Source organism: Megasphaera elsdenii DSM 20460, assembly GCF_003010495.1.
Taxonomy (GTDB): domain Bacteria; phylum Bacillota; class Negativicutes; order Veillonellales; family Megasphaeraceae; genus Megasphaera; species Megasphaera elsdenii.
Genome location: NZ_CP027570.1, coordinates 618,330 through 636,340, shown reverse-complemented (window position 1 = coordinate 636,340; position 18,011 = coordinate 618,330). Strand labels below are relative to the sequence as shown.

13 protein-coding genes and 2 other annotated features are annotated in these 18,011 nt (G+C 52.8%); of the genes, 12 read left to right on the top strand and 1 reads right to left on the bottom strand.

Translation table 11 applies throughout. The features are described 5' to 3' along the window. Nucleotides 1-2: 2 nt before the first annotated feature. On the top strand, nucleotides 3-2,999 hold the full coding sequence (locus C6362_RS03020) for an ATP-binding protein (RefSeq protein ID WP_014015289.1): 2,997 nt from the start codon (nucleotides 3-5) through the stop codon (nucleotides 2,997-2,999). 423 nt (nucleotides 3,000-3,422) lie between these two features. Here C6362_RS03020 and ygiD read toward each other — a convergent pair whose 3' ends face one another. Continuing rightward, on the bottom strand, nucleotides 3,423-4,196 hold the full coding sequence (gene ygiD, locus C6362_RS03015; protein ID WP_014015288.1) for a 4,5-DOPA-extradiol-dioxygenase: 774 nt from the start codon (nucleotides 4,194-4,196) through the stop codon (nucleotides 3,423-3,425). A gap of 504 nt (nucleotides 4,197-4,700) precedes the next feature. Between ygiD and folP the strand changes: the two genes are divergently transcribed. The 11 genes from folP to C6362_RS12270 all read left to right on the top strand — a co-directional run bounded on the left by folP (nucleotide 4,701) and on the right by C6362_RS12270 (nucleotide 17,986). Then, the gene (folP, locus tag C6362_RS03005; protein WP_014015287.1) at nucleotides 4,701-5,537 is read left to right on the top strand and encodes a dihydropteroate synthase; all 837 of its coding nucleotides are present in this window, start codon (nucleotides 4,701-4,703) and stop codon (nucleotides 5,535-5,537) included. Nucleotides 5,538-5,645: 108 nt separating this feature from the next. Continuing rightward, nucleotides 5,646-6,881, top strand: coding sequence for an ATP-binding protein (locus tag C6362_RS03000; RefSeq protein ID WP_014015286.1), 1,236 nt, complete (start codon nucleotides 5,646-5,648; stop codon nucleotides 6,879-6,881). 141 nt (nucleotides 6,882-7,022) lie between these two features. Beyond that, nucleotides 7,023-7,264: a binding site (T-box leader), on the top strand. Between the two features lie 91 nt (nucleotides 7,265-7,355). Beyond that, entirely contained in the window at nucleotides 7,356-8,366 is a 1,011-nt protein-coding gene (gene ilvC / locus C6362_RS02995; RefSeq protein WP_014015285.1) for a ketol-acid reductoisomerase, read from the top strand. 145 nt (nucleotides 8,367-8,511) lie between these two features. Beyond that, entirely contained in the window at nucleotides 8,512-10,209 is a 1,698-nt protein-coding gene (gene ilvB / locus C6362_RS02990) for a biosynthetic-type acetolactate synthase large subunit (RefSeq protein ID WP_014015284.1), read from the top strand. Continuing rightward, nucleotides 10,206-10,709 carry an acetolactate synthase small subunit gene (ilvN, locus tag C6362_RS02985; protein WP_014015283.1) on the top strand — a complete coding sequence of 168 codons (504 nt, stop codon included), beginning with the start codon at nucleotides 10,206-10,208 and terminating at the stop codon, nucleotides 10,707-10,709. The genes ilvB and ilvN overlap by 4 nt, the downstream gene beginning before the upstream one ends. Nucleotides 10,710-10,726: 17 nt before the next feature. Next, complete coding sequence (gene ilvD / locus C6362_RS02980; RefSeq protein WP_014015282.1) at nucleotides 10,727-12,379, top strand: dihydroxy-acid dehydratase; 1,653 nt, start codon at nucleotides 10,727-10,729, stop codon at nucleotides 12,377-12,379. A 124-nt stretch (nucleotides 12,380-12,503) separates the two neighbouring features. Next, entirely contained in the window at nucleotides 12,504-13,511 is a 1,008-nt protein-coding gene (locus C6362_RS02975) for a bile acid:sodium symporter family protein (RefSeq protein WP_014015281.1), read from the top strand. Between the two features lie 124 nt (nucleotides 13,512-13,635). Next, nucleotides 13,636-14,313: a DUF554 domain-containing protein gene (locus C6362_RS02970; RefSeq protein ID WP_014015280.1), complete on the top strand. Its 678-nt coding sequence runs from the start codon at nucleotides 13,636-13,638 to the stop codon at nucleotides 14,311-14,313. Nucleotides 14,314-14,684: 371 nt separating this feature from the next. Continuing rightward, a complete protein-coding gene (locus tag C6362_RS02965) occupies nucleotides 14,685-15,257 on the top strand; it encodes a uracil-DNA glycosylase family protein (RefSeq protein WP_014015279.1) in 573 nt (190 codons plus the stop codon). 104 nt (nucleotides 15,258-15,361) lie between these two features. Continuing rightward, nucleotides 15,362-15,611, top strand: a binding site (T-box leader). A gap of 86 nt (nucleotides 15,612-15,697) precedes the next feature. Continuing rightward, a complete protein-coding gene (locus C6362_RS02960) occupies nucleotides 15,698-16,696 on the top strand; it encodes a bile acid:sodium symporter family protein (RefSeq protein ID WP_022497949.1) in 999 nt (332 codons plus the stop codon). A 72-nt stretch (nucleotides 16,697-16,768) separates the two neighbouring features. Further along, nucleotides 16,769-17,986, top strand: coding sequence for a GGDEF domain-containing protein (locus C6362_RS12270; RefSeq protein ID WP_014015277.1), 1,218 nt, complete (start codon nucleotides 16,769-16,771; stop codon nucleotides 17,984-17,986). Nucleotides 17,987-18,011 lie beyond the last annotated feature (25 nt).

The following is an 18,011-nucleotide window of genomic DNA, read 5'->3' as shown; positions in this document are numbered from 1 at the left end:
GTATGAAGATTACAGAGATGCATTTGGATGATTTCGGGATTTACCATGGTGTGAGCTGGAATCCGCCGGAACACGGCCTGATCGTCATGCACGGCCGCAACGAAAGCGGCAAGACGACGCTCATGAAATATGTCCGGTCCATGTTCTTCGGTTATTTGCGCGGAGACTGGAAAGGCTATTTCGGCAGCATGGGTATCCGCCGGGAAGACGGGAAAGAATACCGGATCGTCCGCAATGAAAAAGAATATTTCCTGTCTGACGGCAGCCAGAAGGTTCAGGACGAACCGGCAGACCTGTGGTGGCACGGACTGGACCGCCAGACGTATGATAAAATTTTTGCCATGGGCCTGGAAGACTTGCAGGGCTTTAAAATCCTATCCAATGAAGCCGTGCGCAGCCATTTCTTCAGCATCGAAGGTGGCGTCAGCATGGGGATGGCCCGCAGTGAAGTGACCAAGCACATGGGGAATCTCCTGGTCGCTTCGCCGCAGGGCAAGAAGCCCATCAACTCCCTGCTCAATGAACAGAAAGATTTCGACCGCCGCATCAACGGCATGGCTTACGATGAAGATGAATTTGCCAGCTTGCAGGAAACGGAACAGACGACCCACGAAATCGAAAACCGCATCCGCCTGGACATCGAAGAATCGAAGCAGCAGATTGAACGGATTTCCATGCCCATTGCCGCCTGGGATGTCTATAAGCGCGGCCAGGATGCCTTGCAGCACATGCAGGCCCTGGCAGACGTTTCCCAGTTCCCCGCTGATGGCGCTCAAAAGTGGGCCGAACTGGAACAAAATATCAAAGCCATCGACGACCAGGTCCGCAAACTCAAGGCGACGAGCCGCAAAGGCCCGGCTTTCCAGAAATCGTGGAACCGCTGGCTGGCCTGCGGCCCCCAGCTCGATGAGATGTATCATCACGTCGGCGAATGGAAACAAGGCCTGGCCGAACTCTCGGACCATGAAGATAAGGAAATGGACTGGGAGTTTGAAGGCACGAAACAAGCCGATTTGCTCAAAACCTGGACCGATGGTAAGGATATTCCGACCGCCGTCAACTGGACCCAGGGGATTTCGGCAGCCGCCGCCCTCGACCACAGCCGGCAGGATCTAGAAAAATGGAAGGCCGATAAGCCGAAGAACGTCTCGTCCCAAGACGGGGAAGACGGAGCGGCTGAAAAGACTAAAGACGAATGGGAAGTCATCGGGACCGCTGTGGCGACAATCCAGAATGTCGTCATGGAACGCCAGAAGATACAGGAACAGCTGGAATGGCTGAAAACGGAACCGGCCAGTTCGTCGAAGGCCTTTACCTTCGTCGGCGTCGCCTTCCTGGTCTTGGCCGCCCTGTGCGTCGCTGCCGTCTACATGGGTCACTTCGATTCGACTGTAGGCCTCGGCGGAGCGGCAGCCTGCGTCGTCATCTCCGTCATTTCTTTAGTCCGCCAGAGTACGGGCGCCGACCGGATTCCCCGTAAAATCGCGGAAATCGAAGGCCGGCTGGCCAGCGTCAACGGGAAAATCGGCGACCTGGCCAAGGAAGCGGAAATTACCCTCAGCACGGATGAATCGAATGAACGCTGGCTCCAGGAACTGGATGCCGTCCGCAAACAGTACCTGGATTGGCAGACCCGGGAAACGAAGAACGCCTGGCAGAAAGAACAGAAAGTCATGTATGACGCCATCTATGAAAAATGGCAGGCCGATGGCAATACCTGCAAGAAACAGCTCCTGGCCTGTGAAAGTGCCTGGGACGGCTGGCGCCAAAAATCCAGTTTCAGCAAGCTCGATACGACGGATGTGGCCAAGGCGAAAGAAGCCTGGGATACGTGGCATGACGTGACGACGGCTGCATCGGACTGGAAACGGCGCAAGATGGAATTAAAAGGAGCCATTTCCCGCTGGAGCGATACGGCAGAACAGATTTTCCGCGAAGTCGGCGTCAAACAGACCGTGTCACCGGATGCCGTCGAAGCCATTTATAAACAGTGGCAGGATATCCGCGTCCAGGCCGAAGTGGCGAAAGAACAGGACCGCCAGCAGAAAGAACGGGAAAGCCAGATTGTCAGCCTTGGTGAAGAACGGCAGCAGCGCATCCAGCAGCAGCAGGAACTGCTCAAGGCGACGGGAGCCCAGTCGGAAGGGGAATTTCGCAGCAAAGTCCTGCGCTTCCGTCAGTTCCATCAGTATAAAGAAGTCTATGACCAGACCGAAGCCCATATCCGCCTCATCGCCAAGACGCCGAAGAACCTGTCCGAACTGCGCCATGAATTGAAGATACACACTTTGAAGACTTGGACGGACGAACGCGATTACTACCAGAAAAAGATTGCCGATGCCGAAAAGAAACTGGCTGAAGTCGCTGAAAAACGGGGCAGCATCATCGAACGCCTGAGCCAGATGGCCAAGACCGACGAATACGGTAAGCTCCTGCAGGCCAAACAGAACCGCAAGGCTGAACTGGATCGGGCTGTCGACGACTGGCTGACCAATATGTATACCCAGTACATGCTGGAACAAGCCCAGGAATATTACGAACGGGTCCGTCAGCCCGTCGTCATCCGCCAGGCCGGCGAATACCTGAACCTCATGACCCAGGGCCGCTATACGTTGCAGGCCAGCCTGGATGGCAAACAGCTCTTTGCCGTCGACGGCAGCCAGCGCCGCGTCCCGGAAAAACAGTGGAGCAGCGGCTTGGGCGACCAGATTTACCTGGCCATCCGCATCAGTCTGGCCATGGCCTTCTCCAAACAAATCGAGCCGATGCCGCTCATCCTCGACGACATCTTAGTCCGCTTCGACGAACAACGCCAGAAAGAAGCCATCCAGTTCCTGGCCTCCCTGGGCAAAAAAGAACAGATATTCTTGTTCACCTGCTCCGACGCCACCTTGAAACTGGCCGAAGAAGTCCAAAAACAACTGGCCGGAGAAACAGACACGATCCACCTCTTCGAAATCGAAAAGGGGACCATCAAAGAACTCGCCAATCGTTTGTAGTTCATCGTTCATCGTGATGGGTTGATATTAAAACCATCCCCATCAACATCAAATTTTCAACTTAAATTCCGGCTATGCACAGGATTCACGGCGGTACGCCTTTTAGGCATCCCCTACGGAATCGCATATAGGCGACGAAAAATAAACGCAAGCCGCAATTCGCAGGTGGCCGGTCGCTGTAGTCCTGCAGACTGCAAAAAAATACACGGCCTGTGGCCTTGTGCGTAGGGGCTGTCCCAAAGGGCAGCCCGCTGAGAAATTCCATCACCGCCCATTCTGGTATAATGGCAGGCTTTTACGAACTACGAACCACGGCCATTTCCACGAGCCGAGGGCTTTTAAAGTTAAAACCATCCGCTAACCCCTAATCACTAGCCACTAACAACTCAAAAAGGGCCTGTCGTCATGCGACAAGCCCTTTTTTTACGCCCAGACGAATCCGGTCATAGCCATGGATCCCAAGGTGCAGGTATTATTGAATGGCGTAGCTTTGTCCGTTCCGGCTGCGCCCAGGCAATAGAGCAGGGGCAGGTAGTGTTCCGGTGTCGGCACGGCGTAGGCTGCGTGTTCGTGGTTTTCGTAGTGGATGACAGCGTCGAGGTTGCCCTTTGTGACGTTATCGACGATGTCTTGGTTGAAATGTTTGGCCGCTTCAGAGCCGCCGCGCTTGTTCCATTCGACGCGGCGCAAGTTGTGGACGATGTTGCCGCTGGCCCAGATGAGATAGCCTTCTTCACGGAGCGGGGCGAGTTTCTGGCCGAGTGCGAAGCATTGGTCCGGCGTAAACAGGCTGTTTACGGAAAGCTGGACGACTGGGATGGGCGCGTTAGGAAACATATGGACCATAACACTCCATGTTCCGTGGTCGATGCCCCAGGAATCGTCGATGGAAACGGCGTTGCCCAAAAGCTGGCAGACGTCCTGGGTCAGTTTCGGGCAGCCCTTGGCCGGGTATTGGAGCTGATAGAGTTCTTCCGGAAAGCCGTACATGTCGTAGATTTGCCGCGGCTTTTTGGCACTTTGGATGTACGTGCCCGGGACATACCAGTGGGCCGAGATGGCCAGGATGGCTTTGGGCTTGTCTTCGCTGGTTAGAACGTCTGCGCCGACGCGCTGCATTTCACGCGTCAAATCGTTTTCATCGATAGCCAGCATCGGACTGCCGTGACCGGTGAAGATAACAGGCGTTTTTTTCATTATGATGAATCCCCCTTTGCATAGAACCATAAAGATAAAACCATCTTTAGTATATCATGAAGTTACTTTACGTCAACAAACTTCCATTTTTCACATATTTAATAAATCATGGGGGAGCTGCAAAAATTTACGAATGTTATAGTGTTGGATTCCATCGTGACTAAAGTCGAGTTCATCCATAGAAACGACGTATTTGGGGTAATTGTCCTTTATGTCTTTATTACGGTATCGTTAGAAACTTTTCGATGTTCACTCTTCAAGTATTTTGTGATGTTAGAAGCACTGAAAACGTGGCCGATACTGCTAAGGGCATATCCGATAATGCGTTCTATTCCATAATTTCAACTAGTATAGTAGTAGGATTTTCCGTTTACTTGTGAGGATACGCTTCTTTTGTTATAATGGACGGGTAACGTACAGGTTACGGACTTGAGTTTTTAGAGATAACGACTGTGCGTCCTTTTGGGCGCCTTCGTTATCTCTTTTTTGTTGGGAGGAATTAGCATGGAAGTTCGTCATTATCATTGGAAAGATGGAAAATCGCTGACCGTTGGGGAACGGACGCTGGTCATGGGCGTCCTCAATTATACGCCCGATTCTTTTTCGGATGGCGGGAAATGGAATAACGTCGATGTGGCCTTGAAGCATATGGAAGAGATGGTAGCTGACGGCGCCGATATCATCGACATCGGTGCTGAATCGGCACGTCCCGGCTTTACGCCGATTTCGGCAGCTGAAGAAATCGCCCGGCTGGAAACGATTTTGCCGCGCCTGGTCGCAGCCTGCCCAGTGCCCATTTCTGTCGATACGTACAAGGCGGAAACGGCTGAATATGCCATGAGTACGGGCGCCCATATCATGAATGATATCTGGGGCCTCCAATACGCGCCGGAACCGGGGAAGATGGCTGCTGTCGCCGCCAAATACGGCGTCCCTGTCGTCGTCATGCATAACCAGGAGGGTACGGAATACGACGATATCATCGAAGATATGAAACGCTTTTTCATCCGCTCGGCCATCATTGCTGACCAGGCAGGCATGAGCCAGGACCAGATCATCACTGACCCGGGCATCGGCTTTGGCAAGGATTTTGACCAGAATGTCTACGTTATGAAACATTTGCAGGAACTGACGGCCCTGCCTTATCCCATGCTCCTGGGAACGAGCCGGAAAGGCTTCATCGGCAAGATCCTGGACCTGCCGGTGACGGAACGGATGGAAGGGACTGAGACGACCTGTGTAGCCGGCGTTTTGGCAGGCTGCACCATTGTCCGGGTCCACGATGTCAAACCCATCGTCCGCATGTGCAAGATGGCCGACGCCCTGCGTCCGGAAAAGTAGTTGAGTAAAACCTTTTACCGTATAAATATGACGAAACTTCCTTGACCACCGTGGCCTGGCGGCGGTATAATAGCCCCAATATGTAAAGGGTTATGGGGAGGTTTTCATATGGAAAATAAGAGTCTGCGCGGCCTCGTCGTGTGCCGCAATTTTTTAAATGATTCCGTCATCAAGGCACTGCTGGCGGTCCAGGAACAGGGGGATAATCCCTTTGGCAAGCATGAAGCAGCGGCTGTCCTTTTGGAACGGGCTGAACAGCTGGGCCTCAGCGGCAACATCCTGCGCCAGTATTTCCTCTACCTCTTGGGGGAAGGCAATACCGTCGCTGCCGAAGCCATCGAACGGTCGGGGAAGGCCGGCACGGGCATGACCAAGGCCCTGCTGCTGGACATGACCTTACTCTGGCCGTATCTGCAACAGTCCGCTTCGGATTTCCTCGATGTCGATTTCCTCGACAACTATGAGCCGGCTGTCCCCAAAGTCTATGGCTATGTCCAGACTTTGGAAACGGCTCTCATGACGGCATCGACACCGGAAGAAGCGACCAAGGCTTTACTGCATCATTATGCAGTCTATGGTCGGGGCAAACTGGCTCAGTTCATGGCCTTCCGTATCGGCGACGACGGCAACCTCATCGGCATCGAAAACTTCCCGCATCTCGAATGGGATGACCTCATCGGCTATGCGGCCCAGAAGGAAAAGCTCCTGGCCAATACGACGGCCTTTTTGGCCAACCGGTCAGCCAATAACGTCCTCCTGACGGGCTCCCGCGGGACGGGCAAGTCGACGGCGGTCAAGGCCCTGGTCTGCCGCTATCACGAACAGGGACTGCGCCTCATCCAGGTCCAGCGCGGCCAGCTCCATAACCTGCAGCAGCTCATGGAACGGCTCGGTGACATCGGCAGCAAGAAGTTCATCCTCTTCCTCGACGACCTGTCCTTTGATGAAAATGAAAAAGAGTATAAATATCTCAAATCGGCCATCGACGGCGGCGTCACACCGCAGCCGAAGAACGTCCTCATCTATGCGACGTCCAACCGCCGCCACCTCTTGAAGGAAACGTGGCGTGACCGCAATGATGAACTGGATGAAGTCTATCGCGACGACAGCACGAACGAATCCATTTCCCTGTCGGACCGCTTCGGCCTCATCCTCCATTACTCGGCACCGACACAGGACGAATACTTGCAGATCATCGCCCATGAATTGAAAAAAGTCGGGATTACCTTGGATCCGGAAGAACTGCGCGTCGAAGGCGTCCGCTGGGAAATGGAACACTCCGGCCGCAATGGCCGCATTGCCCAGCAGTTTGTGAAATGGTATCTTGGCAATCGTCGGGCTTAATGATTTTAGGTAGAAAAACGTTTAACCAAACTTTTTTCGGAAAATTTCCCCAAAGCCATTGACAAACGGCGCAGGTTTTTGTAGAATGTGTTCAAGCTTTTCAAACGGGCCGCAACGATAACGGCTCGCAAAAGCATATAGTGAAATCTGATGACGGGAAAGAGTAGTTCGTCCGGACATTCCCAGAGAACCGGCGGCTGGTGCGAGCCGGTAATGAATGGCGATTGAAAATCATCCCCGAAGAGAAGTGCTGAAGCAAGATTAAGCACTGACGATTTTTCCACGTTATAGGAAACGCGTATGTTGGTACGTTGTAGAGAGCCTGGTTGCAGCAATGCACCGGGAATCAGGGTGGTATCGCGGAATAGTACTCCGTCCCTCAGTGAGGGGCGGAGTTTTTTTTGTTGGCCTCTTTCGACGAATCTCTAAATCCCAACGAGATAAATTATTTTATACTCAAGGAGAGATGTTATTATGGCAAAAGTATTTTATGATCAGGACGTAAATTGGGACGTTATGAAAGGCAAAAAAGTGGCTGTCGTTGGTTATGGCAGCCAGGGTCATGCTCATGCCTTGAACCTCAAAGACAGCGGCGTCGACGTTGTCGTTGGCTTGTATGAAGGCAGCAAATCGGCAGCTAAAGCCAGAGAAGCCGGCCTCGAAGTCAAGACCGTTGCCGAAGCTGTCAAAGATGCTGACGTCACGATGGTCCTCATTCCGGACGAAAAACAGGCTGACGTATATGCAACGGAAATCGCTCCGAACTTGAAATCCGGCAGTGCCCTCGCTTTTGCACACGGCTTCAACGTTCACTTCAAACAGATTGTTCCGCCGGCTGATGTCGACGTCTTCATGGTTGCTCCGAAGGGTCCGGGCCATCTCGTCCGCCGTACGTTCGTAGAAGGCGGCGGCGTCCCCGACGTATTCGCTGTTGAACAGGATGCTTCCGGAAAATGTTTCGACCTCGCCCTGGCTTATGCCCGCGGTATCGGCGGTACGCGTGCCGGCGTCATCCAGACGACCTTCCAGGAAGAAACGGAAACGGACCTCTTCGGTGAACAGGCAGTCCTCTGCGGCGGTATCTGCCAGCTCATCACCAACGGTTTCGAAACCCTCTGCGAAGCTGGTTATCAGCCGGAAATCGCTTACTTTGAAACCTTCCATGAAATGAAATTGATTGTCGACCTCATGTATGAAGGCGGAATGGCTAAGATGCGCAAATCCATCAGCGACACCGCTGAATATGGCGATTACACCGCTGGTCCGCGTGTCGTAACCCAGGAATCGAAAAAAGCCATGAAAGAAGTCTTGAACGACATCCAGTCCGGCGCCTTCGCCAAAGATTGGCTCCTCGAAAACAAAGCCGGTGGCCGCGCTCACTTCCTCGCTATGCGCCGTCAGCACGCTGAACATCCGCTCGAACAGGTCGGCGAAAAACTCCGTGCTATGATGCCGTGGCTCCATAACAACGACCAGAACGACTAAAAGATAGTTTTAAGTTTGATGTTTGGTGTTTGAAGTTGGAGATAACTTTTAACATCAAACATCAGACATCAAACCCAAGAAGCGGGTTGAGTGAAGAATAGCTTCTTTGTAAGTATGCGTTATGTTTTATGATGAGGTGAATGAGATGAAAATGACCGGAGCACAAGCAGTGATCGAATGCTTGAAACGTGAACAGGTACAAGTCGTCTTCGGCTATCCCGGCGGGGCTGTCCTGACGTTATATGATGAATTATATAAAGCCAAATTTCCCCATATCCTGACAGGACACGAACAGGGAGCTGTCCACGCCGCTGACGGCTATGCCCGTGCCACGGGTAAGCCCGGTGTCTGCTTTGCTACGTCCGGACCTGGCGTCTGCAACATGGTTACCGGCATTGCCACGGCCAACATGGATTCCATTCCTCTCGTCGTCATCAGCGGCCAGGTGGCTACGCCTCTCATCGGGCGCGACTCCTTCCAGGAAGCTGATATTTCCGGTATTACCACACCGATTACGAAACACAACTATTTAGTAAAGAACGTCAAGGAATTGCCCCGGGTCTTGAAAGAAGCCTTTTACATCGCAACTACAGGCCGGCCCGGGCCGGTCCTTGTCGATATTGCCAAGGATGTATTCGATACACCTTTTGAATTTGAATATCCCGAAGAAGTTCATCTGCGCGGCTATCAAGGTTGTCACGTCGGCCGTGAAGCCGATGTCGACCGCGCTGTCGAAGCCATTGAAAAGGCCAAGCGCCCGGTCATCCTTACCGGTGGCGGCGTCGTCCTTTCCAACATGTCGGATCGGTTGAAACACATTGTCCAGCAAATGCATGTCCCTGTCGTGACGACGCTCATGGGCAAGGGCTGCGTCCCCGACACGTATGACGCCCACTTGGGCATGGTCGGCATGCACGGCTCCTATGCGGCCAACATGGCTGTTACCAAATGCGACCTCTTAGTCGCTATCGGCGCCCGTTTCGACGACCGTGTCACAGGCGACGTCGAAAATTTCGCACCGAACGCGCAGATCGTTCACTTCGATATCGATAAAGTAGAAATCAACAAGATTGTCCACGCTGACATCAGCGTCAACGGTGACCTCCGCTGGTCCCTGCCGCTCCTCGACGAAAAGCTGGCGGCCCATGAAACGCACCTGGCTGACCGCTACGAAGCATGGCGGATTTTCGTCCTCGATATGAAGGCCGCTCATCCCTTCGCCACGCGGGACCTTGCCGATGCCGTTTCGCCGCAGAAGCTCTTTGAAGAAGTCCAGAAATGGACTGATGATGACACGATTGTCGTCACCGACGTCGGCCAGCACCAGATGTGGGCGGCTCAGTTCTTTGACCTGAACAAGCCCCGCCGCTTCGTCACCTCTGGCGGCTTAGGCACCATGGGCTATGGCCTGCCGGCTGCTATGGGAGCTAAATTAGGCTGTCCCAAGTCGAAAGTCGTCTTATTCACTGGTGATGGCAGTATCATGATGAACTGCCAGGAATTTGCAACCCTCCATAAATATGGCGTCGATGTCAAGACCATCGTCCTCCACAACAATGTCCTGGGCATGGTCAATCAGTGGCAGCGCATGTTCTACAACGGCCACTGTGCCGAATCCGTCATCAACGATAATCCCGATTTGACGGCCGTATCGGCATCCATGGGGGTCCCCGGGACAGCCGTCCATAAGCCGGAAGACCTGGCCAAAGCCGTAGAAAACTTGTTCCAGACAGAAGGTCCGGCACTGCTCGATGTCTTCATTCCGGCCGATGAAAATGTCTATCCCATGGTTCCCGGCGGTAAGCGCCTGGACCAGATGGTGTTGGGAGGTGAAGGGAAATGATGAGACAACATATCGCCATTCTCTGCGACAACAAACCGGGCGTACTGACCCACGTATCCGGCCTGATCAGCCGCAGAGCCATCAATATTGAATGTATCAACGCCGGCTATACTGAAGAAGCCGACGTCACGCGGATCAATATCGTCGTTTCCGTCGAAAACCGCTGGGAACTCGACCAGGCTGTCAACCAGCTGGCCAAGCTCATCGACGTCATCAAAGTCGTCAATCTCGACGACGCGCCTTTCGTCAGCTACGAACTGGCCATGATCAAAGTCAAGAGCCCGACGCCCCAGACCCGCGAAGAATTGACAAATATCGCTCAGCTGTTCAACGCCAAGATTGTCGACGTCCAGCGCCGTTCCCTGGTCCTGCGCCTGACGGGCCGGGAAGACCATATCGAGGCCCTTCTGGAAATGCTGAAAGATTATGATATTATTGAAATTGCCCGGACCGGCCAGATTTCCCTGTCTCGCGGCGAAGAAGCTGTTAAAGATATGTAAGAGAAAGGATGAATACCATGCGCAGTGATGTTGTTAAAAAGGGCGTTACCCGAACCGCCCATCGTACTTTGTTCCACGCTATGGGCTATAGTGACGAAGATTTACAGAAGCCGTTGATCGGCATCTGCAATGCCTTCAATGAAATCATTCCCGGCCATATCCATTTACGCGATATTGCCGAAGCTGTCAAACTCGGCGTAGCCGCTGCCGGCGGTACACCGATTGAATTTCCGTCCATCGGCGTCTGCGACGGCATCGCCATGGGGCATCGCGGCATGAGCTTCTCCCTTTCGAGCCGCGAACTGATCTGCGACTCCATCGAAGCCGTTGCCACAGCTCATGCTTTCGACGGCCTGGTCCTCATCCCGAACTGCGATAAAATCGTACCGGCCATGCTCATGGCTGCCGGCCGTCTCAATATCCCGACCGTCGTCGTCAGTGGCGGTCCTATGCTCGCCGGCCGCCACAACGGCAAGAACATCAGCGTCAGCACCATGTTCGAAGCCGCTGGTAAAGTGGAATCGGGCCAGATGACGCCGGAAGAAATGCACCAGATGGAATTTCAGGCCTGCCCGGGCTGCGGTTCCTGCTCCGGTCTGTTCACGGCCAACACCATGAACTGTATGACCGAAGTCCTCGGCATGGGCCTTCCCGGCAACGGCACCATTCCGGCTGCCTACACGGGCTTGCGCCGCATGCTGGCTAAGAAAGCCGGCCAGGTCGTCATGGATTTGGTCCGCAAGGATATCAAACCGCGCGACATCATGACTCTCGAAGCTTTTGAAAATGCCATTGCCGTTGACATGGCTATCGGTGGTTCGACCAATACGGCCCTTCATTTACCGGCTATTGCCCATGAAGCCGGCGTCGACCTCTCGCTCGACGAATTTGACGAAATCAGCCGTAAGGCCGCCTATATCTGCAAGATGAGCCCTGGCGGCACCTACCATATGCAGGACCTCGATGAAGCCGGCGGCATCTGCGCCGTCATGAAAGAAGTCTCTAAATTAGGCCTCATCCATACCGATGCCCAGACCATTACCGGTACGGTCGGCGACCGCATCAAAGACGCGAAGATCCTCAACCACGAAGTCATTCATTCCGTCGAAGATGCTTATATGCATAAAGGTGGCATTGCCGTCCTCAAAGGCAACCTGGCTCCCCTCGGTTCGGTCATCAAAGAAAGTGCCGTCGAACCGGACCTTTTGGTCTACAAGGGCACGGCTAAATGCTATGATTCGGAAGAAGCTGCTATTGCCGCTATCATCGGCGGTGAAATCAAAGAAGGCCACGTCGTCGTCATCCGCTACGAAGGCCCGAAAGGCGGTCCGGGCATGCGCGAAATGCTAAACCCGACAGCTGTCATCACCGGTATGGGCTTGAAAGTCGCTCTCCTGACAGACGGCCGCTTCAGCGGTGCCAGCCGTGGCGCCTGCATCGGCCATATCTCGCCGGAAGCCATGGAAGGCGGTCCGCTGGCCCTGGTACACGACGGGGATACTATCTCCATCGATATCCCCAATCGTAAGCTGGAATTGGAAGTCAGCGACGAAGAATTGGCAAAACGCAAGGCTGAATGGAAACAGCCGGAACCGAAAGTCAAGACAGGCTATCTGTCCCGCTACGCCAAACTCGTCACGTCTGCCAACACTGGCGCTGTCATGAAATAAACCGTCTTTGATTTCACCTCTTGCCCCGGCAGGGCTTCTTCGGAACTTCGGAGAATTCCCTTCTGGGGCAGGAGGTTTCTTTTTCTGCATTTATAAACATACTGTGTTAAAAGAGGTATTCATTATGAAAAAAGTCTGTGCCCTCATCGGCAAATATTTCGGCGTCCTCGCCGTCATCTTCCTCATCATCGGCATGACCCTGCCGACGAGCTTTTCCTGGGTCCTCGGAAAAGTCGGCGGTGTTTCCGTCCTCTCTGTCCTTCTCGGCATCATCATGTTCGGTATGGGCATGACCATGAGCGTCCACGATTTCGCCTTGGTCCTCAAGCGGCCGAAAGATGTCTTTTTTGGCGCCTGTGCCCAGTATCTCGTTATGCCTTTCCTGGCGTACGTCCTTTCGACGCTGTTCCATCTCGACCCGGCGCTGACCGTCGGCGTCGTCCTCGTCGGCACCTGCCCGGGCGGTACGTCGTCCAATGTCATCACCTTCATGAGTAAAGGAGATGTCCCCCTGTCGGTTACGATGACCAGTGTGTCGACGCTCATTTCGCCGATCATGACGCCGCTCTTGACGTACCTTATCATCGGTCAGCGTATTTCTTTTGACCCTGTGGGCATGTTCTTATCTATCTTGCAGATCGTCATTGTCCCCATTGCCCTGGGCCTCGTCGTCAAGAGCTTCCTGCCGAAGCTGGCTGATACGGCGACGGACTACTTGCCGGCCGTTTCGTCTCTGGCTATTTCCTTCCTCATTGCCGGCATCATCGGCGCCAGCCGCGATGCTATCCTCAACAGTTCGGGTATCATCCTGCTGGTCGTCATCCTGCACAACTGCCTGGGCTATGCCCTGGGATTCTTCATCGGCCATCTCTGCGGCATGAGCTGGAAGAAAATGGTCGCCTTGTCCATCGAAGTCGGCATGCAGAACTCCGGTTTGGCTACGGGCCTGGCAAAAGCTCACTTTGCCTCGCTGCCCATGGCTGGTGTCCCCGGGGCTGTCTTCAGTGCATGGCATAACATTTCCGGCGCCGTCCTGGCTTATCTTTACGTCAACTATCTGAACAAACGCTTTGATTCTAACTACGAAGCCGACCAGAAAGCCGCTGCCGTATCACCCACAGCAGCCCATTAAATTCGATTATCCACATCAAACTTTCAACTTCAAACTTCAAACTCAAAAAGGGCTTGTCGCACATGCGGCAAGCCCTTTTTTCTGCTATAATAAATATAAATTCACTTGTCAGGAGGAAATTTACATGTTTGCTGTCATCGTCAATGCCGTGACGTCTTCTTTGGGAGCGTTACTGGGATTTTTTTTGAAGCGCGGCATACCGGAGCGCTTTACCAAAGCTATTTTTGGCGTCATTTCGCTGTGTGTGGCCATCATGGGGATACAAGGGGCCGTCCAGAGTCAGAACCTGCTCCTGGTCCTGGCCAGCATGGTCATCGGGACCCTCGTCGGGACGCTCATCGGCATCGAAGATGGCATGAACCGCTTCGGCGAATTTCTCAAGAAACGAATGGGCCGCGGAGATGACTCGCGCTTCGTCCGGGGCTTCGTCACCTTATCCATCATGCAGGTCATCGGCGCCATGGCCATTATCGGTCCAGTCCAGGCAGCGCTGGGAAGTAACGACCTTTTGTATTTCAAGAGCGCCCTCGATTTTACATCGTCCTTTATTTTCGGGACTCTTTATGGCTTAGGCGTCGTCCCCGTCGGCATCGTCCTCTTCCTCTATCAGGGATTTTTCTACCTCTTGGCGACCTTCGTCATGCCCCTCATGACACCGGATGTCGTCCGTGAACTCAATGCCGTCGGCAGCGTCATGATTCTGGGCATCGCTCTCAACATGTTCCAGCTGACGAAATTGAAAGTAGCCGACTTCCTGCCGGCCCTGTTCATACCTATCATATACTATCATTTAATCGTATGATGAGGGTATTGCGATTATGTGCCCCCTCATCATACATGCTTTGGCCATTTACAGGATTGCACGCGGGACGCCCTTTGGGCGTCCCCTACGAAATCGCATACAGGCGATGAAAAATAATGCGGCTATATGCCGCCTGCGTAGGGGCCGTCCCGGCCAGGGCGGCCCGCTGTGATATTCCACCACAGCCTATCCGTGTATCAAGCGGGACGCCCTTTGGGCGTCCCCTATGGCATCGCATATAGGCGATGAAAAATAATGCGGCTATATGCCGCCTGCGTAGGGGCCGTCCCGGCCAGGACGGCCCGTTGTGATGATTGACCACAGCCTATTCGTGTATTATGGTAAGCTTTTTACCCTTTAGGAGGCGTTTTATGCATTTGCAGGAGATCATTGATCAATTAAAAACGGACGAACGGAACGCGGCGTATACGGCCCGCGGTATCGGTCCGATTTTTCAGATTCACGAGGAAGCGAAAATCCTGATTATCGGCCAGGCTCCGGGCAAAAAGGTCGAAGAATCGGGTATTCCTTTCCATGATAAATCCGGCGAAAAGCTGATGACCTGGATGGGCATCGACAGTCAGATTTTCTATTCGCCGGCCATCTCCATCATGCCCATGGATTTCTACTATCCCGGCAAAGCCAAAACGGGCGACAAACCGCCGAGACGGTTCATCGCCCAGGAATACCATCGTGAAATTCTGCAGCTCATGCCGGACCTGAAACTTACTATCCTCGTCGGCAAGTACGCCATCGACTATTATCTAAAAGGCCGGAAAGAGCGCAATTTGACGGAAACCGTGCGGAATTATCAGGCCTATCTGCCGGACTATTTTCCCATCGTCCATCCCAGTCCGCTCAACTTCCGCTGGCAGGCCAGGAATCCCTGGTTCGAGGCCGACGTCGTGCCGGAATTACAAAAACGAGTCCATGAAATATTGTAAAATTTTAAGATTAAACCTTTAACTTAATCGGTGTAACGTATAACGAACCTAAAATCTTATTGACAATTCAGAGGTGACGCGATATAATAAGCACCAACAAATACAAAACAGTGTTGAATGGAAGTAGTAAGGTTTGGGAAACTATGACAGAGACCTGCTGGTGGCTGAGAGGCAGGATGGGATCCCGGCGTGAAGTCGTCCAGGAGCTGCTGCCCGAACGCATTTTGTTAGTAGACGCAGCCGGCAGGCAACCGTTACCTTGCCAGGCATTACATGGGCTGTCCCGGAGATGCTGGAAAAGTGGTCGTTACGACAATGAGAGTGGTACCGCAGAGTGAATACTTTGTCTCTTTTTAGAGGCAAAGTTTTTTTTTGCTCCATCAAAACCGTTTGCGTATTTGTATTTATCAGGTCTTATTTTGGAAAGGATGTGCATGACTATGATGGATTTCATTGGAAAGTTAAGCGGTTTTGTTGGGAAAAATTTGACGTATATCGTCTTTCTCGTCGTCATCTGGGCGTATTTCATGCCCAATGCCTTTCTCTGGGCCGTTCCGCATACGGTCTTGTTGCTAGGCGTCATCATGTTCGGTATGGGCATGACGCTCCACGCCCGGGATTTCAAGTTGATCGTCCAGCGGCCGAAGGAAGTCCTCATCGGCTGTACGGCTCATTATACGATTATGCCGCTGCTGGCGTATGCCCTGGTCCTGGCTTTTGAAATGCCGCCGGAAATCGCCGTCGGCATGATCCTCCTCGGTTCTTGTCCCAGTGGGACGGCGTCGAACGTCATGGGGTTCCTGGCCAAGGCGGATGTCCCCTTGTCCGTTTCCATTACGACTTGTTCGACGTTGTTGGCGCCCATTATGATGCCTTTCATCGTCTGGGGCCTGGCCGGCCAGTGGGTCGAAGTTTCCTTTATGGCTATGGCCATGACGGTCATGAAAGTCATCCTGGTTCCCCTGGTCCTCGGCTTGTTGACGCACCGCCTGATGGGGGAAAAGCATATTGCCTCCCTGTCGAAGGTACTGGTCCTCGTATCCGCTTTTGGTGTCCTGGTCATCGTCGGCGGCGTTATTGCCATCAATGGGGCTAAGATCCTGGACATGGGCATCTTTATCATTCTCATGGTCCTCCTGCACAATCTCGGTGGTTTCCTCATCGGTTATTTTGTTACGGGGAAATTGGGCTTAGGGAAAAAGCAGCAACATTCGGTTACACTGGAAGTCGGCATGCAGAACGACGCCCTGGCCATTTCGCTGGTTTCGGTCTTCTTTGCGCCTGCCGTCGCCATTCCTGCCGCTGTCGGTGCCGCTATCCATCAGGTAACCGGCTCTATCCTGGCGGGTATCTTTGCCCGTCACATGGAAGCCCATGAAGCCAAGGAACGGGCTGCTGAAGCGAAGCCCCTTATCGAAGCGGTACCAGGAAATCATTAAGTTCATTACATGAGCCCTTGCAAGCCCCCATTTGTTTTGATACGATAAGTATATACAATTGGGGGCTTTTGCATGAAATTTATCATATATTTACAAAAATATATCCAGCAGCTGTTCCAAAGGACGCTAGGGGATTTTCAAGATATCCAGGCTATTTTATCGGACCCGGAATTTAAAAAACGGAAAATCCGGGATAATCTCTATGCTTGCAGCTTTGTTGCCTGTTTATTGTGTATCATTTCCATGACCGGTTTTGTTGGAACCTATGCGCCAAGGGCAGTAGGCGCCGTTTTGACGACTATTAATTCGACGACTGTCTATTTGGTGATTTTTGGCATCAATCTCGTCTTTTTGGCCTGTTTCTATCAATGTCTTCGGGAAGTCGTAAAAGATGAGGAACTGTTAGATGACTTGGTCTACGTTTTTTTGCTCATCGATTCGTCGCTGGCGTGTCTTTCCTTTTTTACGACCCAGAACGGGAGCAGTTTCTTCTTTGAATACCTGCTCATACTCATCCTGGTCTATTTACTGCCTATTTATGATAATATCAAGGTCTTGATTCCCATCATCGCCGTCAATCTGGTCACGACGTTCGCTGTCATCGATGTGACGGGGCATGAAGTGCCCTGGCAGGATCAATATGATATCGTCTTATTTTACCTGGTCTGTCTGGTCATCATCTTTTCCAGGCGTCATCTGGCTTTATCTTTTGCTCAGGTCCGCATGACTCTCCGGTCCCGCAATGAAGAGTTCTATCAGCGTAGCCGGACCGACGAGCTCACGGGCCTTCTGAACCGCGAAGCACTGCGGGAAGATTTTGAACAGTATTTTGGCAAGGCCCTTTGCGTCATGATCTGTGATATCGACCAATTCAAATTCTACAATGATACCTATGGTCATATCCGGGGCGATGAGATTTTATCCGTTGTCAGCCGGCTCTTTCAAAAGCACTTTGGCTATACCGGCGTCTACCGCTATGGCGGCGACGAATTTCTCATTATCTCCTTTATGCCCCATGACGGCTTCCAGCATTATGTCGAAATCTTCCAGAATCAGCTGTGTAAGCAGCCCTTCGAGGCCGTGCAGCGCCATCCCACCGTCAGCGGCGGTTATACCTGGGGATACTGTGAAGGAGCTGTTTCTTTGCGGACGATGTTCGCCCGGGCCGACCAATTGCTCTATAAAGCCAAAGCTGCCGGGCGGAACCGCGTCTTTGGTGAGCCCTTCGATATGGAAAAAGCCGAAGCCGGCCTGCACGAAATGGCAACATGGATCAATAAAAGTTCGTAAAAAAAGAGGCTGTCGCACGTGCGAC